Source organism: Microbacterium proteolyticum, assembly GCF_014192415.1.
GTDB lineage: Bacteria > Actinomycetota > Actinomycetes > Actinomycetales > Microbacteriaceae > Microbacterium > Microbacterium proteolyticum.
In genome coordinates this window covers 1,500,550-1,527,548 of record NZ_JACHXY010000001.1, presented here as the reverse complement: position 1 = coordinate 1,527,548, position 26,999 = coordinate 1,500,550, and the positions used below count along the sequence as shown (strand labels likewise).

Below are 26,999 nucleotides of genomic sequence, written 5' to 3'. Positions count from 1 at the left end.
CGACCGGATGTGCCGCTCCGGCTTCCTCACCGGGCGAACGGACCCGAAGGGGCCCCGACGTCTGTTCCATCATAGCCGACTTATGTCGGTTTTCAACATTACGGACGACGCGTGCTGAGCCGACAGGTGCCCCACGGGCCCTTCGCAGGCATCTGCTCCCTCGTCGGGACCGGCTACCCCTTCAGCGACCGGACCGTCGACCGGACGGGCGACCCGACGTGGCGCACCCCCCGAGGAGAATGATCGACGCGGGGGACGGGACCGTGACTCTCCTCCGAGACCGGAGCGATCATCCCGCGCAGTCGGTCCTCGAACCCCTCGAGGTCGAAGAGCCCCGTCTCGTCACGGATGATGACGTGCAGGCAGTCCCTCACGGGGGCGATCTCCGCCCACACACCCAGCGGCAGGCGCAGGTGCGCCGCCATCCCCCCGACGAGCGTGTCGTTGTCCACGCGGGGCATCAGCGTCTCGGCGACGGAGACCTCCGTCGTCGTCAGCGAGACGTGGATCTCGAGGGGCACCCGCGGCGTCGCGCCCCGCGAGCGACGGGCGGCACCGGGGTGACGCACGGCGTTCTTCAGGGTGCTCAGCGTGGTGGCGAGCAACCAGGCGACGGGCGTACCCGACTTGCTCGCCGCCGAGATGCGCTCGGACAGGGCGGTCGCGCTCCAGTCGTCGACCAGGAGGCGCCCCATGGGGAGGGAAGGCGCGAAGTTCCCCTCGACGGCGAACTCCTTCGCCACCCAGCGACGGGCGTCGACGGGGACCACCACACGGAAGTCGGTCTCCTGCCGGAGGCTGTCGCGCAGGCATCGCAGAACCAGGCTCGCTGACTTCACCGAGAGCGGCGGGCGGGCCGGTCGTCGTCCGTCCTCGGCTCTCTCCGGCGTGGTCGCGATCGTGCGCACCACGTCCGCGGGCAGCATCATCGACACCATCCGTGTCCGCTCGATCGACTCGGCCTTGGTCAGTGTGCGCGGCAGCTGATATCCGGTCTCGGTCTGCGCGTTCAGCGCGCGGAAGGTCTCTCGAGCGGAGCGGATACCGGTCACCCCCTGCAACCCGAATTTCTTCATCACCGTGCGCAGGGGCTTCTTCGCCCACGGCAGGGCGGCGGCGGTGTCCGCTCCGGGTGCGCCGAGCTTCTCCAGGACGAGATTCACGATGCCCGTCGCACCGGTGCCGTCGAACAGGCTGTGCGGGAACTCCATCGCGAGCATCCCGCCGGCGACGAACAGCCTCACCGGCAACTCACCGGGTCGGAACTGTCTTTCCAGCACGAGGGTGGCCAGCGCCGAGCGGTCGAGGACGGGGTCCACCCGCTCGACGGCACGGTCGGCGGCCGCGAGAGCGGCGTGTCGGTCGACGCGCCGCCACCGCCGCCCACGGGTGCGCACGCGGAGCAGTGTCGCACCGCGGGGAGAACGCAGCACGTCCTCCAGAGCGCTGAGCGTCCGCTCCGGGGTGAGACCCACGAGAGGCCCCACCATGAAGCAATTGAGGAGGTCGTCGTATCCGAGGTTGCGCAGATCGCTCATGCGTGGCCGCCAAGGGGCTCAGCGGGCACTCCCATCGCCGCGCGGCACTCCACGCGCAGCTCGATCGTCGATCCGAAATCCCTCACGCCTGCTCCTCACATCTGCCGCCGGTTCCGCTCGGACGCAGCACGTCGAGACCGCATGACGAAACGGCCTCGGCGACGTCGACGTCGGCGTCAGCCTCAGCTGAGCGATCCGCCGACGCGGCCCGGTTCTTCCGTGCCGCGGCGAACGACGGATCTTCGACTCACGACTCAGCGAGAGTAAGCGCCGGGTCAGGACCGGAAGACGTCGCCGGAGCTCTCTTCTCCCGATGCTCACGGAAAACTCGGGGAACCTTGACGATCGGTCCGCATCGTCGACGCCGGGGGGCGCGGGCACGGCCGCGCGGGGCGTCGCGAACCGCAGGAGGGCGTCGCCCCGCCCAGGGGACAGGGGGTGCTTACCGCGTCCGCGACCGCGACCGCGTGCGCGCCCGAGCGACGGGCGGTGCAGCGACCCTCTCGCCCACGACGTTGACGACCTCGCCGACACCCTCGACGACCAGGCGCACCTCGTCGCCGGGCTCGAGAGGTCGCGGGTCGAGCGCACCCCGACGACCCCAGAGCTCGCCGAGGCATCCGCCGTTACCCACCGTCCCCGAGCCGAGCACGTCGCCGGGAACGACGACGGAGTTGCGTGCCGCGTAGGCCACGAGCTCGGGGAACGGCCAGCCCATGTTCGACACGAGGTCGTGCCCGATGAGCTCGCCGTTGACGAACAGCTCCGCGCGGACGGCCAGGAAGCCGTCGTCGTCGAGGTACGGCTCCAGCTCGTCGGCCGTGACGATCCACGGGCCCAGGGTCATCGCGAAGTCCTTGCCCTTCGCCGGTCCCAGGCGCACCTTCATCTCGCGCGACTGCAGGTCTCGTGCCGACCAGTCGTTCATGACGGTGTAGCCGAAGATGTGGGAGCCGGCAGTCTCGGCATCCACGTTCTCACCGGTGGAGCCGGGGGCCGCACCGATGACGACGGCGAGCTCCAACTCGACGTCGAGGCGCTGCGTCTCGGGGATGGCCACGACCTCGCCGGTCGCGCGCACGGTGTGCGGATTGGTGAAGTAGAACGTCGGCGCCTCGTACCACTCGGGGACGACCTCGCTCTTGCCGTCGACCGAGGCGCTCACGCCCTCGACGTGCTCCTCGAACGCGACGAAATCGCGGATCGAGGCGGGCACGAGCGGTGCGAGCAGGCGTACCTCGTCGAGCGGCCTCGCCGCCGCACGATCGCGGCGGTCGAACAGGGCCGACGCCGACGCGAGCCCCTGCGCGAGAACCTCGGCCACCCGCAGCCCGTCGGGGAACGGCACGACCTCGGAACCGTCGACGAACCCCTCGCCCACATCGGCACCGTCGGCCCAGCGCGCGATCCTCACGCGTGGACTCGGGTGCGCAGCAGCTCGGCGGCGTTGGCTCCCAGGATGCCGGTCACCTGCGTCTGGGCCAGTCCCGCGCCCCGCACGAAGGCGACCGGGTCGTCGAGACCCATGTCGAAAGGGAAGTCGCTGCCCAGCAGCACGCGGTCGGCTCCCGCGATCTCGACGAGGAAGCGGAGCGCCCGCTCGTCGTGCACGACCGTGTCGAACCAGATCTTCGACAGGTACGTCGAGGGGGCGTGGGCGCAGCCGCGCGCCTCGGGGCGCACCTTCCAGGCGCGGTCGGAGCGGCCGATCGCGGTCGGCAGGTACCCCCCGCCGTGCGCCGCGACGAGACGGAGTCCCGGATGCCGGTCCAGCACGCCCGCGAAGATCAGGTGCGACAGCGCAACGGCGTTCTCGGTCGGTTGGCCCACCGTGTTCGACAGGTAGAAGCGATCGAGACGTTCGTCGAGCGAGCAGCCGAAGGGATGCAGGAACACCACGGCGCGCAGTTCGGCGGCCCGCGCCCAAAAGGGCTCGAGCCGGTCGTCGCTGAGCTCGACGGAGCCCGCGAACGACGAGATCTCCACGCCCGCGAGTCCGCGCCCGAGCACCGCGTCGTCGAGCGCGTCGACGACGAGGTGCGGGTGCTGCAGCGGCACGACCCCGAGTCCGACGAGGCGGTCGGGCGCCTGGGCGACGTGCTCGGCGACGAGCCGATTGGCCTCGCCCGTCACCCAGGTCGCGAGACCCTCGTTCGCCCACGGGTAGAAGTGGTTCGGCGAGGGGCTCACCCACTGCCGGTCGATGCCCTGCGCGTCCATGGCCTCGAGGCGCGCGCGCACGTCGGTGAGGCGCGGGAAGCGCTCGCCGATCATGCGGCCCGAGGCCTGGAGGCTCGCGAGTCCGTTGCGGCGCAGTTCGAGGTCGGCCGCCGCCTGCACCTCGTCGGGCACGCGCCGCTCGACCTCGGCGTGCAGGCCGGGCATGAGCAGGTGGGCGTGGACGTCGGTGACCTCGTGTCCCCCGATGGCGCTCACGCGCGGGCCGCCGTCAGCTGTGCGACACCGAACATCAGTCCGCCCATGTCGGCGTCGCGGACGCCGTCGAGCTGCCACTGACCGAGCTGCACCGACGCCTCGACGATGGCCGTCGCGCGTGCGACCCGACGCTCGTGGAACGCGTCCCACAGCGCCTGGTCGACGGCATCCCGATCCACCAGGAGCTCGCTCAGCACCGCGGCGTCCTCGAGTCCCTGTGCCGCGCCCTGCGCGATGGTCGGGGGGCAGCTGTGCGCGGCGTCGCCGATGACCACGGCGCGACCGCGGTTCCACGGGGCGTCGACGAGGTGCCTCGTGAACCAGGTGTAGTTCGCGTCGGCACCGGCCTCGATGTCGGCGCGGATGTGGTTCCACGGGCCGTCGTAGGCGCGGGACTGCTCGACCATGATCCGCCGGGCCTCCTCGGGCGAGACGTGCGAGCGGTCCTGCGCGGCCTCGACGAGGAAGGCGTACATGGTGTCGTCGCCGGTGGGCGTGTACCCCGCGATGTACATCGGACCGCCGTAGTACAGCTCGCTGCGGTCGACGTCGGGCGGGAGCGAGACGAACGTGCGCCAGATCCCCATGCCGGTCTGTTCGGGGGTGACCTGGATGCCGATCATCTCGCGGACCGCGGAGTGCAGGCCGTCCGCACCGACGAGGAGGTCGAACGTCCCCGCCGGAGCGCCGTCGACCTCGACCGCGACGCCGTCGCCGGTCTGCGAGACGCCGGTCACGCGCTGCCCGAAGTGCACGCGCGCGCCGTTCGTCTCGGCCGCGGCCAGCAGGATGCGCGCGAGGTCGGGACGCGACATGCCCATCGTGGACGGGTAGTCGGGGCCACCGGTCTTGAGGTCGGGGAGGGCGGCGACGACGGGCGCGCCGGGGCCGGGGGCACGCAGGTTCAGCCCCTCGAACGCCTTTCCGGCAGCGGCGATCTCGTCCCAGACCCCGAGCTCGTCGAAGACGCGCAGGGCGTTGCCCTGCAGCGTGATGCCCGAACCGCGGGTGGACAGCGCAGGCTGGGCGTCGTAGAGGTCGACCTCGACACCGGCCTTGCTGAGGAGGATGGCGGTGGCGAGGCCTGCGACGCCGGCTCCGGCGATCGCGACTTTCTGTACGGCGGTCATGTCAGAACCTCTCTGTTCTGGGACGGGGATGGACTAGAGCAGGGCCAGGGGGTTCACCGGCGACCCGACGGCCCCGGTGATCGGCAGCGGAGGCGCCGAGAGCAGGAAGTCCCAGCGTCGCCTGTCGAGGCAGGCTTCGGCGAGCGCGTCGAGGTTCCACATCTCGCCGATCGTGAGACCCATGTTCGGGATGACGACCTGGTGCAGCGGTTGGAACGCCGGCACGTCGAACTCGTTCGGCCGCACCTCGAAGCCCCAGGTGTCGGTCGCGACGGCGGCGATCTCGGTGCGGTGCAGCCACCCGGCGGTGGTGAGCGAGAGCCCCGGTGCGGGTCCGCCGGCGTAGTCGCCCCAGCCCTCGCGGTGCGCGCGCGTGTAGTGGCCCGTGCGCACGAGCACGATGTCGCCGCGGCCCACCTCGACGCCCTGCGCTGCGGCGCACGCGTCGAGATCGTCGGCGGTGATCGCGTAGCCGTCAGCGAGCTCGCCGGTGTCGGGGGCGAGGTGCCGGCCGAGGTCGAGCAGCACGCCCCGCGAGACGATGACGTCGGCCGCGTGCTCGATGCCGGTGACGAGGTCGCCGTCGCTGGTGACGACGTCGCCCGCGCGGCGGCCGTTCCAGGCGTAGCCGTGGTCGAAGATGTGGCCGAGACCGTCCCACTGCGTCGAGCACTGCAGGGGCATGGCGATGACGTCGTCGGCGCCGCCGATGCCGTGCGGAAAGCCCTGGTTGCCGCGTTCGGCGTCGGTTCCCGTGTCGGTCATCGTGTGCACCGGGTTGGTGCGCCGTCGCCACCCCTTCTGCGGGCCGTCGGTGTCGAAGCGCTGCGAGAGCGAGATCGAGACGCCGTCGCGCACGAGGGCGGCTGCCGCCCGCCGTGTGCCGGCGTCGATGAAGTTGAGGGTGCCGAGCACGTCGTCCTCGCCCCAGCGTCCCCAGTTGCGGAACGCCTCGGCGCGCGCCGCGATCTCGGCCTCGGGGTTCTGCCGGTCGAGATCGGCCGGGTTCTCCGAGGGGGCGGCCCCGGGCTCCCCCGCGTCGCGAGTCGGCGTGTCGGGGGTCTGCTCGTCGCGACCCTGCGCGTCGGAAGCCGGCCCGACGGGACCCTGAGCCTGTCGAAGGGTCACGACGCCGCCTCCCCCACGCACCGCACGACCTGCGTGCCGAGCGCTCCGATGGTCCCGGTCATGACGTCGCCGTCGCGCAGGAACCTCTTCCAGTGCTGCCCGTTGCCGGCGGGGCTGCCGGTCAGCAACAGGTCGCCGGGCAGGAGCGGGTGGGTCTGGGACGCCGCCGAGACGAGCGCCGGCACGTCGAACAGCAGATCGGAGGTGTTGGCATCCTGCATCACCTGTCCGTTCAGTTCGAGGCGCACGGGGGTGTCGGCGGGGTCGACGAAGTGCGCGGGCACCAGCAGCGGACCCGTCGGCAGGAAGCCGGGCGCGTTCTTCGCCCGGTACCAGTCGGTGCCGATCTCCTTCATGTCCTTCCGGAACACGAGGTCGCGCGTGGTGACGTCGTTGACGATCGTGTAGCCGGCGACGTGGTCGAGCGCGTCCTCGCGCGAGACGCGGAACGCCTCCCGGCCGATGACCACTGCCAGTTCCAGCTCCCAGTCGTGCACCTCGCTGTACGCCGGGAGCACGAGCGGCACGTCGTCGCCGACGACGCAGGCGGTGAGCCCGATGAAGAAGTACGGCTCGCCGCTGCGGGCGCGCTCGTCCATCATGTCGGCGGCGAACGCCCGCGCCTCCTCGGGGGTGCGGTCGGTGTTCTGCGTCAGGCCCGCCGCCACCAGCTCGATCACGTGCTGGCGGTAATTCGCGCCGGTCTGCAGAACCTGCCGCGGCTCGACGGGCGCCGTGAGAGTCACCTCCGACAGGGGGTGCCACTGCCCCGGGGCCTCGACGAGGGCGGCGATCCGCTCCCAGTCGGGGGCGGCGAGGAAGGCGTTCAGACCGCCCCCGAGCTCGTCGACGGTCAGCGCACGGATGCGGTCGCCGGCCACGAGACCGACGTGCACGGCATCCCCGTCGCGGAAACGGGCGAGAGCGAAGGGGGCGGTCATCACGTTCAGCCCCGGCCCTGTACCGCGTAGGGGTTGAGCAGGGCGTCCTTGATCTCGTCGGGCACGCCCTCTTCGGTGGCGCTGGGGCCGTCGGCGGGCGGGAACGACTCGGTCATCGACATCGGCATGGCGCCGTTGCGGTACATGTTGTTCGAGCCGAGCGAGGGCTTCCACGTGTTGGCTTCCCAGTCGGGCACGTAGTTGCGGTACCCGCCCGTGTTCAGCTCGATGCGCAGGCTCGAGGGCTCGCGGTAGTAGAGGAACGTCTGCTCGCCGATGCCGTGGATGTTGGGGCCGTACTCGATCGGCACGCCGTTCTCCATGAGCGTGTCGGCGGCGATGAGGAGCTCCTCGCGGGTGTCGACCCAGAAGGCGTAGTGGTTGATGCGACCGGCGCGGCTCGAGCCGTCGAGCACGACGCCGAGGTCGTGCGACTTCTCGTTGGTCGTGAGCACCGAGAACACCGAGATGGGTGCCTCATCGAGCACGGTGCGGGCCATGAAGCGGAAGCCGAGCGTGTCGACGTACCACTGCACGAACGCGTCGACGTCGCGCGCCGCGACGGTGACGTGGTCGAGCTGGCGCGGGGCTCCGGCGACGGGGCTGCGCTTCTCCGGACGGTCGGGGTAGATCGAGGCGGTGTGCGGCTCGGCGCGGTGACGCTCGACGTCCCAGTGCAGGGTCATGTCGTGCCCCTGGGGACCGGTGAAGCGGAACGCGCGGCCGATGCCGCGGCCCTCGAACCACTCGCCCTCGATGCCGGCGGCCTGCACGCGCTTCGCCGCCTCCTCCAGGGCTTCGGCCGACGAGGTGCGCCAGGCCATCGTCTCGAGGGAGGGCTCATCGCCCTTCGCCACGACCAGGGAGTAGGCGTAGTAGTCGCCCCAGCAGCGGAGGTACACGCGGTCGTCTTCGCGAGCGACCTCGGTGAGGCCCACCTGGTTGACGTAGAAGTCCACCGACGCCTCGACATCAGGAGTCGTGATCGCGACGAACGACAGATGAGAGAGAAGCTTGATCATCTTCGATCCTTTCGGTGAATCGGGTCGTTCCGACTCTTCTTCCACTATCCGACCGAAGTCGATATCAGGGAACCCGATCCTGTGGATGTCGAACATCGGTGTGATTTATCCGCCGGTGGAGACGATCCCGTCGTCCGCCGCGAGGTCGGCGAGGTCCGTCGGCGCGGCGCCCGAGTGCATCGCGTCGAGGATCCGTCGGAGCGCGAGACGCTCGGGCGACTCCCGCCGGACGGGCGTGGTCCGCCGCCCGTCCTCGTCGTCGAACACCACCTCGGACAGCGGCGACGCGGAGTCCACGCGCACCTCGACGCGACGCACCCCGAGTGCGGTGGCGGCGAGCGCGCCGCCCACCCCGCCGCCGACCGTACGGGTGACGCTCGCCCCGACCCCGCCCGGTGCCCGCAGGGCGATCGTGGTCGCCGCGGCCGCATCGACCCGCGCGACGACCGACAGCGGGCTGCCGGCGAGCACCCGCGCCCACCCCACCGCGTCGCGGAGGAGGGCGGCGGCGTCGGTGCGCCCACCCCAGGCGTCGACCACGACGTGACGGGGCTCGACGGGCTCGCTCCCCGCATCGGAGACGATGTCGGGGCGAACGCGACGGCGCACCACCACGACCGGCGCGTCGAGGGCGCCGAGAAGAGCGTGCACCTCGGGCGGGACGGGGTCGGGCTCGTCGACGACGAACCCGGCGGCACGGTCGAGCTTCTGCCACCAGGGGCCGCGGCCGTCGATCACCCGCACGGCCTCGACACCCCCGCCCAGCCGCACCCGCGGCGCGAGCTCCGCCACCGCGGCCCGATACGCGGCCGCGTCGGTCTGCACCTCGCGCACGGTCATCGCGACGCCCCCATCCGCACGGCCGCGGCCGCGGCATCGGCGATCGCCGTCACGAACGCCGCGTCCGCGCGCAGCTCGTCGTACTCCATCGCGGCCTCGCCGCGCAGCAACGCCGCGAGCGCCCGCCACTCCCGCTCGTACCCGTCGTGTCGGTCGATCGGGTAGACCGTGTGCACCCCCGCCTCGTCGCGGACGGTGGTGCGGGCGCCGCCGACGTGCACGAAGGGCGGAGGGAACTCCACCTCGATGCGCGCGCTCGCCGTGGCCACGGTGACGCGCCACAGCGAGTCGGCCCCCTCCGGCAGCATCACCGTCGTGAAGCGCACCAGGGCGTCGTGCGCCCGCAGCGCCAGGTCGAACCCGATCGGGGCCACCGGCCGCGCCCAGACCAGCTCGGGGGCGGAGGGCACGAGATCGCGCACGAGAGGGAGGTCGTGCACTCCGAGTCCCGCGACGAGCCGGCGCACGACGGCTGCGCTCTGCGCGGGGTCGTCGAGGTCGAGCGGTGGCCTCTTTAGGGCCGGACCGGCGGGAAGCGGCTCCCCCGTCGTGAGGGCGTGATAGCGGTCGTTGGGCGACAGGCACAGCGTCACGGTGACGGCCGAGATGCGCCCGTCCAGGGCTCTGAGGTGATGCGTGGCCCGCGCCCAGGCGGGGTCGAAGAGGTGGTTGGTGCCGACGACCAGCAGCGCCCCGACGGCGGCGCACTCGGCGACGAGGCGTTCGGCCTCCTCTGCGGTGTCGGCGAGGGGCTTCTCGCAGAAGATCGCCCGCCGCCCCGCGGCCAGGCTCGCACGCACGTGCTCGGCGTGCAGCGACGGAGGGCTGCAGACGGCGACGACGTCGACGTCCGGGTCGGCGAGGAGCGTCTCGACCCCCGCCGATGCGCGAGCTCCGAAGCGTTCCGCGATCACCGCGGCCCGCCCGCTCCCGGCGTCGCTGACGTGCACCAGACGGAAGTCGCCGTCCGTGCGCGCGAGCGTCGGCGCGTGCAGCGCCGCCACGCCGGGCCCCGATCCGATGATGCCCACACCCCACGTCATCCCGGCCCCCTCGCCCACTTAAGCTCAGAATATGCGGAAGTCAGAATCTCACGAACCATAGGCGAGGACATTCCGGCAGGGGAGGCACGCTCTTGTGTGAAGATCAACGCATGGCCAACGTGTCCACCCTCCGCTTCGGCGCGCAGACCGACGAGGTCACGAGCCTGTTGCGCATCGTCAACATGGTCCGACTCGGGGAGGCCGTCACGCGCCCCGAGATCGGTCGCGTCACCGGGCTCGGACGCGGGGTCGTCGCCCAACGCGTCGACCGCGCCGTCGAGATGGGCTTCCTCGAGGACGCCGAGTACGCCCCGTCCTCGGGCGGCCGCGCGCCCCGCACGCTGCGTTTCCGCGCCGAACAGGGTCGTATCGTCGTGTGCGCACTTGGGGGGCTGCACGTGCACGTCGGCGTCACCGACCTCGACGGAGAGATCCTGAACGAGGCCCACCGCGCGTGGGACATCGCGCGGGGACCCGAGGAGACCCTCGACGCCGCAACGGCGATGGTCGACGATCTGCTCGCCGCCGGCGACGGCAGCCCCGTGTGGGCGATCGTGGTGGGCCTCCCGGGGCCCGTCGATTTCGACACCGGTCGCCCGGTCGCCCCGCCGATCATGCCGGGGTGGAACGGGTACGACGTGCGGACCGCTTTCGAGCAGCGGTACGACGCCCCCGTCTGGGTCGACAACGACGTGAACCTCCTCGCCGCCGGTGAGCGCGCCCGCCGCCGCGACGAGGGTGTCGACCTCATCTACTGCAAGGTGGGCACCGGCATCGGCGCGGGACTCGTCTCACGCGGGCGCCTGCATCGCGGGGCGAACGGCGCCGCGGGCGATATGGGCCACGTGCGGGTACCGGGCGCGACGCAGATCTGCCGCTGCGGCAAGACCGGCTGCCTCGAGGCCGTCGCCGGGGGGTGGGCGCTCGTGCGTGACGCGCACGCCGCGATCGAGGGCGGCGCCACCGGAGCGCTCGCCGAGAGCGTGGCATCCGGAAACGACCTGACCCCCGAAGACATCGCCCGCTCCGCCGAGCGCGGCGACCCCCTCGCCATCTCGCTCGTGCGGGCCGGCGCGCGCCAGGTCGGCGAGGCCGTCGCCGCACTGGTCAACATGTTCAACCCCAGCGTGATCGTCATCGGCGGAGCGATCGCGTCGGCCGGCGAGCTGTTCCTGGCCGAGATCCGCCACCGCGTATACGAGGTGTCCCTGCCGCTGGCCACCCGCGACCTCGTGATCAAGACCAGCGAGAACGACACCCGCGAGCCGGTGCGCGGGGGCGTCGATCTCGCACTGGAGCAGCTGTTCGAGGTGAGCCTGCCGCGCTGGTTCAGCGAGGGCAGACCCACGGTGGCGGCGGTGCACGGCCTGAGCGCCTGACTTCTTCCTATTTAAGACATTAGTCGCTAGGTTGTGAGCGGAAGCGCGTCGTGGGGCGCGCCGTGACACGAGGACGTGCTCGCCATGACTCTCTCCGCCCTGCGCGACGACGCCCTGCGCGTCACCGTCGCCGCCACCGAGGTGCGCCTCTCGCTGCCGTGGATCCGCTCGCTCCCGCTCGCGAGCCTGCTCGAGCCCATCGTGCACCTCGACGGACGACGGTACGAGCCCGTCGTCCTCGTCGACTCGCGGCGGGTGGCCGCCGCCGAGCTCGCCGCCGAGGACACCTGGTGGTACCTGCAGGATCGGGTGGTGCTGGAGATCCCGGATGCCGTGACCCCCGGCATCCACGACGTGGAGGTGTCGTTCCGGCTCGAGATCCCGTACCTGCCCGGCGGGCCCGATCAGCCTCTGCGCCTGCCGTTCTCGTTCCGCCGGACGCTCGACGTCGGCGCGACGGCCGCGAGCGTCTCGCGGGATGTCCGGAGCGCCGCATGAGCCTCCCCGCGGGCTGGACGCTCTCGGCCAGCGCCTTCAACCTCACCCCCGAGGTGATCCGCGCCGAGCGGACGGCTCCCGACCTGGCGCTCTCGCTCGTCGAGCGCGGCACCACACGCGCCATCGAGATCGAGCTGGGGCAGATGTGGCGCGGTTTCCCCTCCCCGCCGTCCGTCGAGACGGAGGATTTCCGCGACCGGCTCGAAGCCGCGGGAGGAGGCGTGAGCACCGTGGGCGTGAGCATCGACGAGTTCGATCGCGGGCGACGGCGGACGGATGCCGAGCGACGCGCGTTCCTCGAACCGCAGCTGCGAGCGGCGGCCTCCGCGGGAGCGACGGGTGTCCGCCTGCCGATCGGTCAGGCCGGCGCCCTGCTCGACGGGCTCGTCCCCCTGCTCGACGAGCTCGATCTCGTGCTCTACGAAGAAGCGCAGGGTCACGAGACGCCCACCGCGCGCGCAGCGGCCTACGACCGCATCGGCGAGCTCGACTCCCCGCGCGTACGCCTGTTGCTCGACATCAGCATGCTCATGCCCGCGCTCCCGGTGACCTACCTCGACCGGCTCGAGCGCGGCGGCCTCCCCGCGGAGCTGCTCCGGCGCCTCCGCGACGAGTGGCGCGATCCGGCCACCCACACCGCGGTGGTGGACGTGCTCCGCTCGGGACAGGTGCCGGGGCCGGTGCACACGCTGTACATGAACCTGCTCGTGCGCTTCGGGCGGTCGGGCGTCGGGGATCTGGCATCCGTCCTCCCCCTGATCGGAGCGGCGCACCTGAAGTTCTGGGACCTCGACGATGCCGACGGCCGGGTCACGCGACCGATCCGCGACGTGGGCGCGGCCCTGCGCACCGCGGGCTTCACCGGCACTCTCTGCAGCGAGTGGGGCGGGCAGGAATGGCTCGACGACGACCCGTGGCAGATGACGGAGCGGCACCTGACGGTCGCGCGAGAGGCCCTGAGCCGGTAGCACTCCGGGGTCTCGGCGCCGCGTCCGCTGCGCCCTCGTCGTCGAGAAACGCGATCGGCGGAGAGAAACGCCTCGTCAACGCGTTTATCGCCGCGGATCGCGTTTCTCGACGCGGGCCCGGCCCTGCGTCACCCCTCGCCGTTGTAGTACGGCCAGGGGTTGATACGGCGGTCGCCTCGTCGGTCGGGGCCGGTCAGCGAGACCTCGCCGGTCGCCGCCCACTCCACGCCCCGAGGGAACAGGCGGATGAACTCGATGCGGCGGAACGTGTCGATGTCGTGGCCGATCGTGATCGTGAACGAACGGCCCGCGCCGTACTCGTTGATCCACGCGAGCGGCTGTTCGGTGTTGATTCCGGGCAATGCCGCAATGCCGCCCTCCGGAATGTCGACCGGGTAGTGCGGCATGGGCCAGATCGGTGCCCTCTCGTACGCCTCGAGGTCGTCGAAGGTCGTCAGCAGCACCTGCGCGCCCTCGTACATCTGCACGCCGACGAGGATGTCGTCGCCGGTCACGGTCCAGGTCTCGTTGATGCCCTCGGTGATCGGATGCCGCGGCTCGGTCGTGTGCAGCTGCGCCTCGCCCCACGGCCGCGGGCGGAGCCCCGTCTCCCAGGCGCTGAGCTTGGCTCCGCGCATGACGTTGTACTCCTCGGGGTAGCCCCAGCGGTCCTCCTGAGCGGCGGAGCCGTGGAACCACACGATGCCCTTGCCCTCGTCGCGCACGAAGCGCAGGATCGCGGCATCCGTCTCGGCCCCGAAGCCCGTCGCCATGTCGTGGTAGCCGTCGCGACCCTCGAAGATGACGATGAGCACGTCGTACTTGTCGATGACGCTCGCGGGGAGTCCGCGCGGGTCCTCCACGACGCGGACCGTGAAGCGCCCCGTGTCCTCCAGCAGGGTGGTGATCCACTGGTTGTGCAGGCGGAAGCTGCGGTGGGCGTTGTCGTGCTCGATGGTCATGTGCCCCGAGAGGATGAGCACGTTGAGAACGTCGGTCATGTCAGTCCTTGCGAGAGAAGGCGGCGTCGAAGAGCTGGTGGGGAGGGGTGATCTCCCCGAGCTTGCGCACGAAGGCGAGGGCCTCGGGACCCCCGATCAGGCGGTCCATGCCGGCGTCCTCCCACTCCACGCTCGTCGGGCCGTCGTAGCCGATGGCGTTGAGTGCGCGGAAGAGGGGCTCCCAGGGCACGTCGCCGTGGCCGGTGGAGACGAAGGTCCATCCGCGACGCGGGTTGTCCCACGACAGGTGCGAGCCGAGCACGCCGTTGCGTCCGTCGAGGTTGGTCGTGGACTCCTTGCAGTGCACGTGGAAGATGTGGTCGGCGAAGTCGAGCACGAACGCGACCGCGTCCAGCTGCTGCCACACGAAGTGCGAGGGGTCGAAGTTGAAGCCGAAACTCGGGCGATGACCGATGGCTTCGAGGGTCTTCTTTGCCGTCCAGTAGTCGTACGCGATCTCGGAGGGGTGCACCTCGAGCGCGAAGCGCACGCCGACCTCCTCGAAGACGTCGAGGATCGGATGCCAGCGGGCGGCGAAGTCCGCATACCCCCGCTCGATCATGGCGTCGGAGGCGGGCGGGAACATCGCGACGTACTTCCAGATGCTCGACCCGGTGAAGCCGGTGACCGTCGAGACCCCGAGTTTCGCGGCGAACCGCGCCGTGTCCTTGAGTTCCTCGGCCGCGCGCCGGCGCACGCCCTCGGCGTCCCCGTCTCCCCACACCCGCGAGGGCACGATGTCGTGATGGCGTTCGTCGATGGGGTCGTCGCAGACGGCCTGGCCGACGAGGTGGTTGGAGATCGTCCAGACCTTCAGGCCGTTCTTCCTGAGCACGTCGAGCCGCGACTGCACGTAGGCGGCGTCGTCCCACCGGGAGACGTCGATGTGGTCGCCCCAGCACGCGATCTCGAGGCCGTCGTAGCCCCACTCCCCGGCGAGGCGCGCCACCTCTTCGAAGGGCAGGTCGGCCCACTGGCCGGTGAACAGGGTGATGGGACGAGCCATGACGGAGATCCTTTTCAGAGTGCGGGAACGAGGGCATCCACGCGGGTCCACGCGGACTCGGCGGCGCTACTGCGTTCGACGGCGTCCAGCACGCGCTGAACGCGCAGGCCCTCCTCGAACGAGGGGTGCGGGTCGGTGTTGGCGTCGATCGCGCCGACGAGGTCGACGACCTGGTGGGTGAAGCCGTGCTCGTAGCCGAGCATGTGGCCGGCGGGCCACCACGCCGAGACGTACGGATGCTGCGGCTCGGTGACGAGCACCTGGGTGAAGCCCTGGCGCCCCTCGGGGGCGGTGCGGTCGTAGAAACGCAGGCTGTTGAGGTCTTCGAGGTCGAACGCGAGTGCGCCGCGGTCGCCCGACACCTCGATGGTGAGGGCGTTCTTGCGCCCGGTCGCGAAACGCGTCGCCTCGAACGACGCGAGGGCGCCGTTCGCCAGGCGGCCGGTGAAGATGGCGACGTCGTCGACCGTGACGGCGCCCCTCTCGGCCGCACCGGCGGCCTTGGCCAGGCCCATCGACCCGTCGCTCGGCAGCGGACGCTCCGCGACGATCGTGTCGACCGTGCCCGATACCCGCTCGACGCCGAGACCGGTCACGAACTGCGTCATGTCGATGATGTGCGCACCGATGTCGCCGAGCGCACCGGACCCGGCGTGCTCCTTCTGCAGACGCCACATGAGCGGCATCTCGGGATCGACGAGCCAGTCCTGCCGGTAGGCCGCGCGCACCTGCTGCACGGTTCCGACGGCGCCCTCGGCGATCATGTCGCGCAGCAGCGTGACGGCCGGCACACGTCGATAGGTGAACCCCACCATCGAACGGATGCCACGCGCGCGGGCGCGCTCGGCGGCCTCGGCCATCGCCTCGGCCTCGGCCACGGTGTTGGCCAACGGCTTCTCGCACAGCACGTGCTTGCCGGCCTCGAGGGCGGCGATCGCGATCTCGGCGTGCGATTCGCCGGGCGTCACGATGTCGACGATGTCGATGTCGTCGCGCGCGACGATCTCGCGCCAGTCGGTGGCCGATTCGGCCCAGCCCCATTTTTCGGCGGCCGCGGCCACGGCATCCGCGTTGCGTCCGACGACGACGGTCATCTCGACCGCGCGCGGCAGGTCGAACATGCGCGGAGCCTGGCGCCATCCCACCGAGTGGGCGGCCCCCATGAAGCCGTAGCCGATCATCGCGACGCGCAGCGGCGCCTCCGGCGACGCGACGCGCAGCGGAGCCTCCGGCGAGACCGCGCGGTGGGGCTGGGCGTTCGTCATGCCAGGACCAGTTCGCGCTCGACCGGGACGCGGTTGGTGACGTAGCGACCGGGTCCGCCGTCGACGCCGGGCATGATCTGCATGTAGAGCAGGCGCATGGTCAGCACGACCTCGACCGTGACGGTCTCGCCCGCCGCCGGCGGGGTGTCGAGGCGGACGAGCACGTCGGGGCGGTCGGCGACGAACCACAGCGTCTCGGACTGCTCGGGCAGTTCGTCGACGCGGTACTCGCGGCCCTCGAGGGAGAAGCGGATGTCGTCCTTCGGCACGGTGACGCCGTTCACGGTGACGGCGACGTCGTCGACGGCCGACAGCCAGAGGCTGCGGTACCAGGGCAGCTGCACCGAGACCGCGAGGCCGTCGTCGGTGCGACGGACGTCTTTCTCGGCGAAGAGGGAGTTGTGGGTGGCCATGGCGACTCCTAGGCGAATGTGTCGGTGAAGCGGTCGTGCGCCACAGGGGGCACCGGCTCGAGCTTCTGCGTGGTCTCGGGGCTGTAGGGGTGGTTCTTCGACGACACCGGCTCATCGGCCGGTGGCATGAAGACGGGCTTGCCGTCGTCGCCGAAGTACATGAGGTCGAGGTCGAACGCGCCCTGGTTCTTCACGCCGAAGCTCACCCAGTTCTCCTCGAACGGGGCACGCGCGAGCTCGTAGCAGCGGAAGGTCCAGAACTTCCACTCGCCGTCCTGCTTGCGGAAGTCGATGGCGTACTTGCACCAGACCCAGTGCGCCCAGACCTTCCTGCCCAGCACCTCGTCGGGCGAGTACATGTCGGGGAAGGCCTCGGCGACCTTCGGGTCGGTCAGCCCCGACTCCGTGCCGGCCATCATCCAGACGCCCTTGGCCGTCTCGCCGTCGGCGGCGATCTCGATAACCGGGGTGTTGGTCGTGTGCAGGATGAGCTTGCCCTCGGGGTGCGGGCGGCCTCGGTGGTAGTCGGTGACGCTCTGCCACGTCGTGTACTGCCCCGCGTTGGTGTAGCGGGCACGGATGCCCTCGGTGCCCTCCTTCACCCACAGCGGGATGATCTGCTCGTCCTCGAAGGCGTTGTGCAGGTACATGTAGCGGTTGAACAGGTTCTCGACCTGCCCGCGATCCTCGGCGCGTTGCGCGAGCGCATGCGCCGCCTCGACCTGTTCGCGCAGACGCGCGACCTCGGCGGCGAGCTCGGAGACGGATGCCGCGGCTGTCACGGGCGTGCTCATCGCGCCGCCCCGGTCGTCTCGGCGCGCTCCGCCACCGTGTCCTCGATGGCCGTGCGCATGAGCGCGTGCTGCTTCTTGACGAGGTCGATGGGGTCGCTCTCACCCAGGTCGCTGAAGGCGTGGCCCTCCCACTCGCTGGAGAGATAGCCCTCGTAACCGCCGATCACGAACTGCTTCACGATGCGCGGGATGTCCATGGCCGGCTCTTCGCCGTCGGCGCCGATGTCGTAGAACTTCGCGTGCACGTGGAAGATCTGCGGCATGATGTCGAGCCACTCCTCGGGAGCGACGAGACCGTGCATGTTGAACGCGAGACGCGTGAAGGGCCCGAAACGCAGGAAGTCGACGCCCTCACCCGACAGGTAGTCCTCGAACTTCTGGTTGCGCACGTGCATCGGAGTCGGTTCGTGCCAGATCTCCTCCATGACCGGGAAGTGCTTCTCGTCCATGCCCATCTGTCCGAGGGTGCGCAGGAGCGTGGGCGAGAGCGAGTGCATGGTCGAGGAGAAGTCCGCGGTGAAGCCGAGGCGATCCGACTGCAGCTCTTCGTACATCTCGCGCATCTCGAGCACCTTGGGGTCGTTCGGACCCGACGGCGCGTGGATCTCGTAGCCGAGCTTCTGGTCGTACTTCTCCGCGAGTGGCAGGAGGCTGCGCAGCAGTTCTTTGCCGTGCGAGCGGATGACGATCTTCGTGAAGCCGAGGGTGTGCGCGGCCTTCAGCTGACGGGCGAGGAAGTCGTGCTCCTCGTCGAGCGTCATGTCACGGCTCTTGAGGCGGCCCATGTCGAGGTTGGTGCCGACGGCACTGGCCTCGAGGCCGTACTTCTCGAGCGAGTCGAACCAGAGCTTCACGAAGTCGGCGTCGACATCGGGGTACGAGCGCAGCAGCTGCGCGAAGTTGAACTCCACACCCGGGCCGATGCCCTGGTCGTGCACCTCTTTGATGAGGGTCTCGGGGGTGTACTGGCCGGCGGCGAACTCGCTCGTCATCGAGTAGAGGGTGGTGCCGAGCTTGATGCCGGTTCCGGCGATGCCGTCACTCATTGCGGGTGTCCTTTCGGGTGCGCGGGTGCGCGCGAGGGAGGGGGAGGGGAGGTTCAGGCCCGCACGGCGTGCGAGAGGTGGGCGTCCAACGCCCGGCGCGCCTCGGCGGCATCCGTGATCATGCGCGAACCGGCGGCCTCGGCCGCGGTGCGCTGGAGGGCCTGCTCGCCGCGGATGATCTCGAAGGGGCTCTGCCAGTGGTTCCAGTGCCACCCCTCGTACTCACTCGAGACGGCGCCGCTGTAGCCGTTCTCGACGAGCAGGGTGATGAGGTCGGCGACGGGCACCGAGGGCTCGTTCCCGTTCTCGTCGATGCCGAAGAACTTGCCGTGCACGTGCGTAACCCACGGCATGATCTCGAGCCAGTCGTCCACGCGCGCCGGGCCGAACAGCCCCGTGCCGTTGATGCCGAAGTCGATGCCGAGGTCGGGGCGGCCGTGCTGGTGCGCGAGACCGATGAAGCGACCGAAGCGCTGGCCGTGATCGGCCTGATCGGCGGGCGGGCCCTGCTCGTAGAAGTCGTCCCACAGCTGCACGACGGCGGCCAGCAGCTCCTCCGAGGCACCGCGGCGGCGGTACGCCTCGATCAACGAGGGGGCGAAGCCCGAGACGGTCGCGCCCCAGTCCATCGTGAAACCGAGGAAGGGCGAGCCGACCTTGTCGTAGCGGTCGCGCAGCGCCAGGATGCGCGGGTGCGAGGCGTACTGGTCGGCGTGCACCTCGAGGGCGAGCGTGACGCCGTACTCCTCGGCGATCGGGGCCAGGGCCTCCATCGAGTCGGGCGTGATCGAGATCTGCACGCGGGCGATGGGGAAGCCGAGCTTCGCCGCCGCCGCGATCTGCTTGCGCATGTAGGCGAGAAGCGCGTCCTGGTCCATGAGCTTGTCGGGACGCAGGCCGATGTCGGCGTTGACCGCGAGCGAGGTGCGCACGAGCCCGACCTCGTCGATCAGGTCGTTGAAGTGCCCGGCGAAGCGGTCGTCGATGTCGGGGAAGCCGCGGAAGCTCGAGAATCCGATGATCTCCAGGCCCGGGCCGAACCCCTCGGCCGCGGTCTTGCGGATGAGCTGGTCGAGGTCGTACTCGCGGCCGTGGAAGGCGCGGGTGAAGCTGTAGAGCGTGACGCCCTGGATGGGCGTTCCCTGTGCCGGAGCGCTCATGCGCGGGCCTCCTCGACCTGGCGGGCGGTCATCGTCTTCGTGTCGTGCTCCTCGATGTGGAGCACCTGGTCGTCGGCGATGATGATGTACGGGATGTAGAGCTCGAGGTCGACGCGCACCTCGTGCTCGCCGGCATCCGTTCCGACCTCTCCCGAAAGCACCGCCGAGTCGGTGGGGAACCACCACTGCTCGGTGTTCGTCTTCATGTCGGCGAAGGTGAACTCCTCGCCGTTCATGCTCCACCGCAGGGAATCGGCGGGCGCCTCGACGCCGTCGACGGTCAGCTTCGCCCCTGAGATGCAGGATGCCGGCAGCGCCCGGTACCAGGGCAGGCGCACCTCCACCGACGCGCGTCCGCCATGGGCGGTGAGCGTCCCCTGCTCGATGATGCGATCCGGGATCACGATGACCTCCTCGTCGGTGCGGCCCGAGCCGCAGACCTCTTTGTCTTGATTCCTGCACACTAATGTCTTATTCCTGCATAAGCAAGGATCAGACCGATACTGATGCCGCGTCGACCTGCTCCCGCGCGAGCACCGCCGCGATCTTCCGCGCCCCTCGCACCGCCAGCGCGACCGAGGTCAGCGTGGGGTTGCACGCCGTCGACGTCGGGATGACGCCGTTGCCCGCCACGGAGAGACCGGGGACGCCCCACACCTGGCTGTCGGTGTCGCACACGCTCGTCCCGTCGTCGACGACACCCATGCGGGTCGAGCCCTGGTAGTGCAGCGACGATCCCAGGGGCAGGGTGACCGGGCGGCTGTCGAGCGGATCGCCGACCGCCTCACCGAGGCGGACGATCTCTTGGCGCGCCCGCTCCATGACCTCGTGGTCGCGGGCGGTGAGGGTGTAGTGGATGCGGGGGGCCGGCATCCCGTATCCGTCGACGTGTTCATCGTCGAAGGCGACACGGTCGTCGGCCTGCAGGTCTTTCGCGCAGAAGAGACCGAGCCCCACGATCGAGCCGGGCACGACGGGGTCGTCCTCGGCGAGCGGGATGGGTGAGGCGTCGAGCTGCATGATCTGACCGTGGAACGGCATCCCCTCGGTGAACGGCACCCAGCTCACGCCGCTGTACTCGGCGAGCCCGGTCGCGGGCGCATCGGCGCCGAGGGGCGGCATGTCGCGCAGGCGCGCCGCGAAGACGATCTGCGCCTGGTCGTTGAGGTAGCGACCGAGCGCGTGGGGACGTACGTTCGACGCCCACAACAGCTGCGGGGTGCGCAGTGCATCGGCGGCGACCACGACGAACCGGGCGGCCACCTCGTGCTCATCGCCCGAGGCGAGGTCGCGCACGACCACGCCCACGGCACGGCCCCCCTCGATCCGCACCGACGTCACGAGCGACCGGTCGATGAGCGAGAACAAGGGATTCGCGCGCGTCACGTCGCCCAGCACGACGTCCGAGCCCGACCAGACGAGCCGGCCGTCGTCACGGCGGTGGGCGGCCAGCGGCATCCGCTGCACCCTCGTCGCCTCGGTACGGCCCTCGTCGATCGCGGCGGACAGCCGTTCGCGCACGATGGCGCCGAAGGGCGCGGCGTCGAAGGCGTCGGTGCGCACCCCCAGCAGTCGCTCCCCCTCGGCGAGCAGCTCGTCGAGGTCGGGGAGGAAGGTGATGCGCTCGCTGTCGTTCGGACGCGGGCATGCACCCGTCCAGTGCGCCGACATCCCGCCGACGTTGCTCGACATCGCCGCGACCGGCATCCCGTCTTCGCCGTCGAAGGCGTAACCGTCCTCGAGCAGGAAGGTGCCGGGGCGCGCCCCGCGCACCCCCGCCTTCGCCGCGCCCGGGTTGGCGACCTTCGCGCCCCGCTCGCCGGGGCCCTCCGACGCCACCTGCGCGCGGGCGCGCTCGGCGGGGTCGGCGATGTTCTTCACGTGCGCGCCGGGAGGATCGGACACCGTCGGGCCGACCTCGAACATCGCGACGGTCGCGTCGGGCGCCCGCTCCGAGAGGATGCGCGCGTAGGCCGCACCCGTGGGGCCGCTGCCGACGATGACGACGTCGACCGAGTGCGGGTACCGCCGGGCGTTCATGCGGCGCGTGCGATCTCGACGACGTGGGCGACCGAGGCCTCCGACGCGGTGGTCGGGTAGTACTCCAGGCCCACCGGGCCGTCGTAGCCGGCGTCACGGAGCAGACGGAAGCGCTCGGCCCAGTCGAGCTCACCGGCCCCGGGCTCTCCGCGGCCGGGGGCGTCGGCCAGCTGCACGTAGTGGATCAGCCCCCCGGCACCGGCGAGCTCGGCCTCCATGTCTTCGCCCTCGACGGCCGAGTGATAGATGTCGTACAGCACGCCGAACTGCGGCGAGGCCACGCCGCGCGCGACGTACACGGCCTCGGAGGTGCGGTCCAGGAGCGACCCCGGGTGGTCGACACGCACGTTGACCGGCTCGAGCACGAGTCCGATCCCCGAGCCGTCGATCTGCGCGATCGCCTTCTGATAGATCTCGATGAGCTTGTCGAGCTGCACCTGGCGCTTCCACCCGCCGAAGCCCGTGCCGCTGCCCACGACCAGGCGCGGGCAGCCGAGGTCGCGGGCGATCTCGACGCCCTCGTCGAGCTTGCGGAAGAACTCCGAGTGATCCCACGGCGGGATCATGAACTGCGTGCGGGGCTCGGCCAGCTGCGCGGTGAGCTGCACGCCGGTCTCCTGCAGCGCCGCCTTCAGGGCGGGGAGGTCCTTCGGCGTCGCGGGTGCGTCGACGCCGGTCGGACCCCACATCTCCACGGCGTCGAAGCCCGCCGCCGCCGCCGCGCGCACGCGGTCGTGGTAGTCGCCGGCCTCGGTGAAGAGGAGCTCGATGTTGGGGGCGAGTTGGTACACGGGGTGTCCTTTCGGGGAAACGTGGGCGCGACGGTCGACGGATGCCGCGCTTCGCGGCATCCCTCTGGAGGGCTCGGCCCGTGAGGCCGGGGGTCCGGCCTCCACGATGAGAAGGCGTCAGCCCTTCAAGCCGCCGGCGAAGCCCTGGATGAAGCGCTTCTGGGCGAAGAGGTAGAAGGCGAGGATCGGGATCATCGAGACGATGACGATCGCGAAGATCTGGTTCCAGGCCGACACGAGGGAGCCGATGTAGTAGTACATGGCCACCGGCAGGGTCTGGTTCGCCGATCCGCCGAGGAAGATCAGCGACGTGAAGAAGTCGTTCCAGACGATGAGTCCGGCGAGGATCGCAACGGTTCCCGTCGCCGGCGACATCAACGGCAGCACGATGCGGAAGAAGATCTGCGTGCGGCTCGCGCCGTCGATGGTCGCGGCCTCCTCGTACTCGGTGCCGAGCCCGCGGAAGAAGCCCGCGTAGAGGAAGATCGACAACGGCAGCAGCATGCCGGTGTAGAGGATGATCATCCCCCACGCCGATCCGGTGAGGCCGAGCGCACGGGCGCCGATGTAGAGCGGGACCGTGCCCAGCTGGGTCGGCAGCACGATGGCGACGAGGAACAGGTAGTACACCGCGCGGCTCCAGCGCCGCGTGCTGCGGGCGATGACGTAGCCGGTGAGGGAGCCCAGCAGCACCATGAGCACGATGCTGCCCGCGGTGATGATGATGCTGTTGACCAGGCCCATCACGACATTGGAGTTTCCGGTCGCGGTGAGCACCTTGACGAAGTTTCCGAAGTCGGGGGCGGCCGGCGGCGCCAGCGTCGACGACGTGATCACCTCGCGATCGGACTTCAGCGACGTGGTGACGAGGAAATAGAAGGGGAGCAGGAACACGAGGGCGGCGATCCAGAACAGGAATTCCCGCAGGCCCGTGAGCTTGGTGTAACGGAACATGTCAGTTCTCCTCCGAGCGGCCGCCGGTCAGGCGCTGCTGCACGACGGCGAAGACCAGGATGATGAAGGTCAGCAGCAGCGCGAGCGCCGCGCCGTAGCCGAAGTTGCCGAGCGCGAACGACTGCTTGTAGACCTGCGTGGCGAGGGTCTCGGTCGCCGCGGCGGGCCCCCCACCCGTGAGCGCCATGATCTGGTCGAACACGCGCAGGCCGTTGACGAGGCCCAGGGTGGTCGCGATGGCGACGGCGGGGCGGATCGAGGGAAGCGTCACGTGCCAGAAGCGCTGTCGGAGGTTCGCGCCGTCGATCGCCGCGGCCTCCTCGATCTCGACCGGCACGGCCGCGAGTCCCGCCATGTAGATGACCATCGCGAAGCCGATGTTCTGCCACACCAGCACGACGAGGATCGTCCAGATCGCCCACGTGGGGTCGGCGATCCAGGCCCGCGCCATCGAGTCGAGACCCATCCCCCGCAGCACGATGTTGAGCGGGCCGTTGTAGTCGAAGATGAACTTCCAGATGTACGAGGTGGCCAGCGGGCTCAGCACCACCGGCATGAAGAACAGGGTCCGCAGGATGTAGCGGCTCTTCAGCCCCCGGTTCAGGCCCAGCGCCACGCCGAGGCCCAGGACGTTGCTGAGGATCACCGAGCCGAACGCCAGGAACAGGGTGTTCCACAGGGCGCCGATCTTGGTGGGGTCCTGGAAGATGCGGACGAAGTTGTCGAGCCCGACGAGGTCGAAGGCGCCGATGCCCGTCCAGTTCGTGAAGGAGAAGAAGCCGCCGATGCTGGTGGCGACGTAGTGGATGCCGATGACGAAGAGCACCCCGGGCAGTGCCCACCACCAGTAGCCGAACTGCAGCAGGCCCTTTCGACGCGGAGCGGGTGCCGTGCGGCGGCGGCGACCGCCGCGGCCGGGCAGGACCACGCGTTCAGTCTCGGTGGCGGCGATGTCGCCGCTTCGGAAGGTGGTGCTCATCAGATCCTCGTCATCCTCGATCGGGGTGCGGCTCCGCCGCCCGGGTCTCGACGTCCCGGGCGGCGGAATCTCTCAGTTGCCCCAGGCCGAATCCATGTTCTGAAGCACCTGGTCGATGCTGGTCTGGCCGGTCAGCAGACCCTGGACGCCCACCTGCAGCGCCTCGTAGACGGCCGGGTTGGGCCAGACGTTGTTCGGCAGCGTCGTGTACGAACCGTTCGAGATGTCGGTGACGACCTCGGAGTAGATCGTGTCGCTGAGGTCGAGGTTCTTGTACTCCGAGATGGGGAGCAGCCCCGAGGCCTCGTAGTACTTCTGCTGCGCGTCGGGCGTCGCCAGCCAGTCGACGAACTTCGTCGCGGCATCCTTCTTGGTCGACTTCGCGTTGATGGAGATCGTGTAGTTCGAGCTCGCCAGCACGTAGGGCTTGCCGCCGTCGGCCGCCGGGAAGGGCTGCACCTTGAAGTCGGCCTCCGGCGGGGCCGCCGTGGCGATCTCGACCGCCGAGCCCGACGGGATGAAGCTGCCGACGGAGGTGCCCTGGGCGAGGCCGTTGGTGATGGCGTCGAAGCCGCCGCCCTCGGCACCGGGCTGGAAGCAGCCGCCGTCCTTGAGGTCGACGATGGTCTGGAGCGCGTCGGCCCAGCCCTTGCTGTCGGCGAAGGTGGTCTCGCCCGCGGCGCGCTCGGTGTTGAACTCCGGGTCGGACGCGTACACGCGGGTGGCGGCGATGCCCTGGGCGGTCAGACCCGCATTGGGGCCGGCGGCACCGGCGAGGGCGAGCATCGACTTGCCCTGACCCGCGAGTGCGGTGCAGTCCGCGTAGAAGTCGTCCATCGTGGTCGGCCACTCGGTGATGCCGTTCATGCCGGCGGTTCCCATGCTGGCGACCACGGCAGCGATGGTGAAGTCGAGGGGCTGACCGTAGGTCTTGCCGTCGACCTCGAACAGCGTCTCGCTGCCGGAGGGGACGAGCGAGGTGGCGGTGTCGCCGAGGGGCTCGAGGAAGCCGGCCTCCGCGAGGGGAATGAGGCCGCGGGCGTCGCCCGATCCGGGCGTGGTCTGCACGACATCGGAGGCGTTGCCGGCCTGCAGCTGCGTGCGGATGGTCTCGCCGTACTTGTCGTTGGGCGTGGGGTTGGTGGTGATGGTCACACCGGGGTTCGCCGCCATGTACTCCTTGGCGAGCGTCTCGTAGGGGCTCTCGAGGTTGTTGGAGGTGGCGAAGGTGAACGTGAACGATTCGGAATCACCCTCCGCAGCGCCGCCCGTTCCCCCGCCGGAGCATCCGGCGAGGACGAGAGCGGCGGTGGCGGGAAGAGCGAGGAGACCTGCGATCCGCGTGACGCGGCGATGCTGAGTCATGGCCAGCCTTTCTGACGACGTTGTCGGCGAGCCCTTCGGTGGGAGCGCCTGTGCTGTGTGACTCAGTATCGGCGGGATGCGTAGAAAACGCACATAAGTCTTCACGATGTGGCGCATAAGGCGGGACGCCCGCCTCATCGTTCGCGGATATGCGGCCTAGCCCCGTCATAGATGCGGTTGATACGATCGGCCCACAGCTTCCCCGAGCGAAGGATCACGACGTGGTGACCGATCATGCGACGCTGTCGCGCCTCGACCTGAACCTCCTGGTCGCCCTCGACGCGTTGCTCACCGAGCGCAGCGTCACCCGCGCGGCGGAACGGCTGCACCTGAGCCAGCCGGCCCTCAGCGCCTCACTGGCTCGCCTGCGCACGCACTTCGACGACCAGATCCTGGCCCGACGCGGCAACACCTACGAACTGACGCCGTTCGCCGTCCGGCTCACCGAGCACACGACGACGGCGCTCGAGGCCGCCCGACGCGTGTTCGAGAGCCAGGCGTCGTGGTCGCCCGCGGAGTCCACCCGCGAGTTCTCGATCTACGGCTCGGACTACGGCTTCGTCACCGTCGGCACGATCGTGTCGCAACTGGCCGCCGAAAGGGCGCCCGGCGTGCGGTTCCGGTACATGCTGCACAACCCCGGCATCGTCGAAGACGCGGCGAACCGGCTGCGCTCAGCCGACGGCATGGTGATCCCGCACGGCCCCGTCTCGGGCCTGCCCTACCTCGACCTCTGGCAGGACGACTGGTTCGCGGTCGTCTCGGCCGACAACGGCGACGTCGGCGATGCGCTGACGATGCAGAACCTCGCCGACATGCCGTGGGTGCTCACGTTCCAGTCGCGGTCGGCCTTCACCTCGGCCGCCCGTCAGATCCAGCAGCTCGGCGTCGAGCCGCACATCGAGGTGGTGCTGGAGAGCTTCCTCTCGGTCGGGCACTTCGTCAGCGGCACCCGTCGCGTCGGGCTGGTGCAGTCGGCGCTCGCCCCGCACCTGCTGCGGATCGGCGGCATCCGGGTCGTGCCTCTGCCGTTCGCCGCGACGCCTCTCGTGAGTGCGCTGTGGTGGCATCCCTCGCACACCCGCGACCCGGAGCACGAGTGGATGCGCGGCCTGTTCGCCGAGGCCGGCCGCATCATCGCCGCCGGACACGCTCCCGCGTAGCCGGCGCCCGGTCCCGCGGCCGCGTGCCGCGGGTCATCGCCTCAGCGGTGCGCACAACCTCCGTGGGATCCGAGCCGTTCGGGCTGAGGATGCGCGAAT

Annotated in this window: 26 protein-coding genes; 4 read left to right on the top strand and 22 right to left on the bottom strand. The window is 70.2% G+C overall.

From position 1 onward, the window contains the following. Positions 1–173 precede the first annotated feature (173 nt). From FHS07_RS07010 to FHS07_RS06970, 9 genes are all read right to left on the bottom strand, one after another. A complete protein-coding gene (locus FHS07_RS07010) occupies positions 174–1,538 on the bottom strand; it encodes a hypothetical protein (protein ID WP_183419100.1) in 1,365 nt (454 codons plus the stop codon). 442 nt (positions 1,539–1,980) lie between these two features. Further along, a complete protein-coding gene (locus FHS07_RS07005) occupies positions 1,981–2,952 on the bottom strand; it encodes a fumarylacetoacetate hydrolase family protein (RefSeq protein WP_183419099.1) in 972 nt (323 codons plus the stop codon). Further along, positions 2,949–3,965: an amidohydrolase family protein gene (locus tag FHS07_RS07000; RefSeq protein ID WP_425488146.1), complete on the bottom strand. Its 1,017-nt coding sequence runs from the start codon at positions 3,963–3,965 to the stop codon at positions 2,949–2,951. The genes FHS07_RS07005 and FHS07_RS07000 overlap by 4 nt, the downstream gene beginning before the upstream one ends. A gap of 5 nt (positions 3,966–3,970) precedes the next feature. Next, complete coding sequence (locus FHS07_RS06995) at positions 3,971–5,104, bottom strand: FAD-dependent monooxygenase (protein WP_183419097.1); 1,134 nt, start codon at positions 5,102–5,104, stop codon at positions 3,971–3,973. A gap of 33 nt (positions 5,105–5,137) precedes the next feature. After that, positions 5,138–6,073, bottom strand: a complete 936-nt coding sequence (locus tag FHS07_RS06990; protein ID WP_183419438.1) for a cyclase family protein — start codon at positions 6,071–6,073, stop codon at positions 5,138–5,140. Between the two features lie 155 nt (positions 6,074–6,228). Beyond that, positions 6,229–7,173 carry a fumarylacetoacetate hydrolase family protein gene (locus FHS07_RS06985; protein WP_183419096.1) on the bottom strand — a complete coding sequence of 315 codons (945 nt, stop codon included), beginning with the start codon at positions 7,171–7,173 and terminating at the stop codon, positions 6,229–6,231. 5 nt (positions 7,174–7,178) lie between these two features. After that, positions 7,179–8,195 (bottom strand): VOC family protein, encoded by a 1,017-nt coding sequence (locus tag FHS07_RS06980; RefSeq protein ID WP_183419095.1) that lies wholly within the window; start codon positions 8,193–8,195, stop codon positions 7,179–7,181. A 105-nt stretch (positions 8,196–8,300) separates the two neighbouring features. Beyond that, a complete protein-coding gene (locus FHS07_RS06975; protein WP_183419094.1) occupies positions 8,301–9,035 on the bottom strand; it encodes a hypothetical protein in 735 nt (244 codons plus the stop codon). Then, a complete protein-coding gene (locus tag FHS07_RS06970) occupies positions 9,032–10,078 on the bottom strand; it encodes a Gfo/Idh/MocA family protein (RefSeq protein WP_183419093.1) in 1,047 nt (348 codons plus the stop codon). Before FHS07_RS06970 ends, FHS07_RS06975 begins: the two co-directional genes overlap by 4 nt. Positions 10,079–10,188: 110 nt before the next feature. Between FHS07_RS06970 and FHS07_RS06965 the strand changes: the two genes are divergently transcribed. From FHS07_RS06965 to FHS07_RS06955, 3 genes are all read left to right on the top strand, one after another. Beyond that, positions 10,189–11,457 carry an ROK family protein gene (locus tag FHS07_RS06965; protein WP_183419092.1) on the top strand — a complete coding sequence of 423 codons (1,269 nt, stop codon included), beginning with the start codon at positions 10,189–10,191 and terminating at the stop codon, positions 11,455–11,457. A gap of 84 nt (positions 11,458–11,541) precedes the next feature. After that, positions 11,542–11,955, top strand: coding sequence for a hypothetical protein (locus FHS07_RS06960; RefSeq protein WP_183419091.1), 414 nt, complete (start codon positions 11,542–11,544; stop codon positions 11,953–11,955). After that, positions 11,952–12,923, top strand: a complete 972-nt coding sequence (locus FHS07_RS06955; RefSeq protein ID WP_183419090.1) for a restriction endonuclease subunit R — start codon at positions 11,952–11,954, stop codon at positions 12,921–12,923. Before FHS07_RS06960 ends, FHS07_RS06955 begins: the two co-directional genes overlap by 4 nt. A gap of 128 nt (positions 12,924–13,051) precedes the next feature. Here the strand turns inward: FHS07_RS06955 and FHS07_RS06950 are convergent, their stop codons facing one another. The 13 genes from FHS07_RS06950 to FHS07_RS06890 all read right to left on the bottom strand — a co-directional run bounded on the left by FHS07_RS06950 (position 13,052) and on the right by FHS07_RS06890 (position 25,737). Next, positions 13,052–13,924 (bottom strand): ThuA domain-containing protein, encoded by an 873-nt coding sequence (locus FHS07_RS06950; RefSeq protein ID WP_183419089.1) that lies wholly within the window; start codon positions 13,922–13,924, stop codon positions 13,052–13,054. 1 nt (position 13,925) lies between these two features. Next, positions 13,926–14,930 carry a sugar phosphate isomerase/epimerase family protein gene (locus tag FHS07_RS06945; protein ID WP_183419088.1) on the bottom strand — a complete coding sequence of 335 codons (1,005 nt, stop codon included), beginning with the start codon at positions 14,928–14,930 and terminating at the stop codon, positions 13,926–13,928. 14 nt (positions 14,931–14,944) lie between these two features. After that, positions 14,945–16,111: a Gfo/Idh/MocA family protein gene (locus FHS07_RS06940; RefSeq protein WP_183419437.1), complete on the bottom strand. Its 1,167-nt coding sequence runs from the start codon at positions 16,109–16,111 to the stop codon at positions 14,945–14,947. An 80-nt stretch (positions 16,112–16,191) separates the two neighbouring features. Beyond that, the gene (locus FHS07_RS06935) at positions 16,192–16,608 is read right to left on the bottom strand and encodes a C-glycoside deglycosidase beta subunit domain-containing protein (protein ID WP_183419087.1); all 417 of its coding nucleotides are present in this window, start codon (positions 16,606–16,608) and stop codon (positions 16,192–16,194) included. 8 nt (positions 16,609–16,616) lie between these two features. Next, complete coding sequence (locus FHS07_RS06930; RefSeq protein WP_183419086.1) at positions 16,617–17,402, bottom strand: nuclear transport factor 2 family protein; 786 nt, start codon at positions 17,400–17,402, stop codon at positions 16,617–16,619. Then, positions 17,399–18,448 carry a sugar phosphate isomerase/epimerase family protein gene (locus FHS07_RS06925; RefSeq protein WP_183419085.1) on the bottom strand — a complete coding sequence of 350 codons (1,050 nt, stop codon included), beginning with the start codon at positions 18,446–18,448 and terminating at the stop codon, positions 17,399–17,401. Before FHS07_RS06925 ends, FHS07_RS06930 begins: the two co-directional genes overlap by 4 nt. 53 nt (positions 18,449–18,501) lie before the next feature. Further along, the gene (locus FHS07_RS06920) at positions 18,502–19,608 is read right to left on the bottom strand and encodes a sugar phosphate isomerase/epimerase family protein (RefSeq protein ID WP_183419084.1); all 1,107 of its coding nucleotides are present in this window, start codon (positions 19,606–19,608) and stop codon (positions 18,502–18,504) included. After that, the gene (locus tag FHS07_RS06915) at positions 19,605–20,072 is read right to left on the bottom strand and encodes a C-glycoside deglycosidase beta subunit domain-containing protein (protein WP_343054630.1); all 468 of its coding nucleotides are present in this window, start codon (positions 20,070–20,072) and stop codon (positions 19,605–19,607) included. Before FHS07_RS06915 ends, FHS07_RS06920 begins: the two co-directional genes overlap by 4 nt. Before the next feature lie 28 nt (positions 20,073–20,100). After that, positions 20,101–21,648, bottom strand: a complete 1,548-nt coding sequence (locus FHS07_RS06910; protein WP_183419083.1) for a GMC oxidoreductase — start codon at positions 21,646–21,648, stop codon at positions 20,101–20,103. Further along, positions 21,645–22,439: a TIM barrel protein gene (locus FHS07_RS06905; RefSeq protein ID WP_183419082.1), complete on the bottom strand. Its 795-nt coding sequence runs from the start codon at positions 22,437–22,439 to the stop codon at positions 21,645–21,647. Before FHS07_RS06905 ends, FHS07_RS06910 begins: the two co-directional genes overlap by 4 nt. 117 nt (positions 22,440–22,556) lie before the next feature. After that, a complete protein-coding gene (locus FHS07_RS06900) occupies positions 22,557–23,393 on the bottom strand; it encodes a carbohydrate ABC transporter permease (protein WP_183419081.1) in 837 nt (278 codons plus the stop codon). Between the two features lies 1 nt (position 23,394). Next, the gene (locus tag FHS07_RS06895; RefSeq protein ID WP_183419080.1) at positions 23,395–24,372 is read right to left on the bottom strand and encodes a carbohydrate ABC transporter permease; all 978 of its coding nucleotides are present in this window, start codon (positions 24,370–24,372) and stop codon (positions 23,395–23,397) included. Positions 24,373–24,444: 72 nt separating this feature from the next. Beyond that, positions 24,445–25,737, bottom strand: a complete 1,293-nt coding sequence (locus FHS07_RS06890) for an ABC transporter substrate-binding protein (RefSeq protein WP_183419079.1) — start codon at positions 25,735–25,737, stop codon at positions 24,445–24,447. Positions 25,738–25,961: 224 nt separating this feature from the next. Between FHS07_RS06890 and FHS07_RS06885 the strand changes: the two genes are divergently transcribed. Then, positions 25,962–26,900 carry a LysR family transcriptional regulator gene (locus FHS07_RS06885; RefSeq protein ID WP_183419435.1) on the top strand — a complete coding sequence of 313 codons (939 nt, stop codon included), beginning with the start codon at positions 25,962–25,964 and terminating at the stop codon, positions 26,898–26,900. Positions 26,901–26,999: the final 99 nt, after the last annotated feature.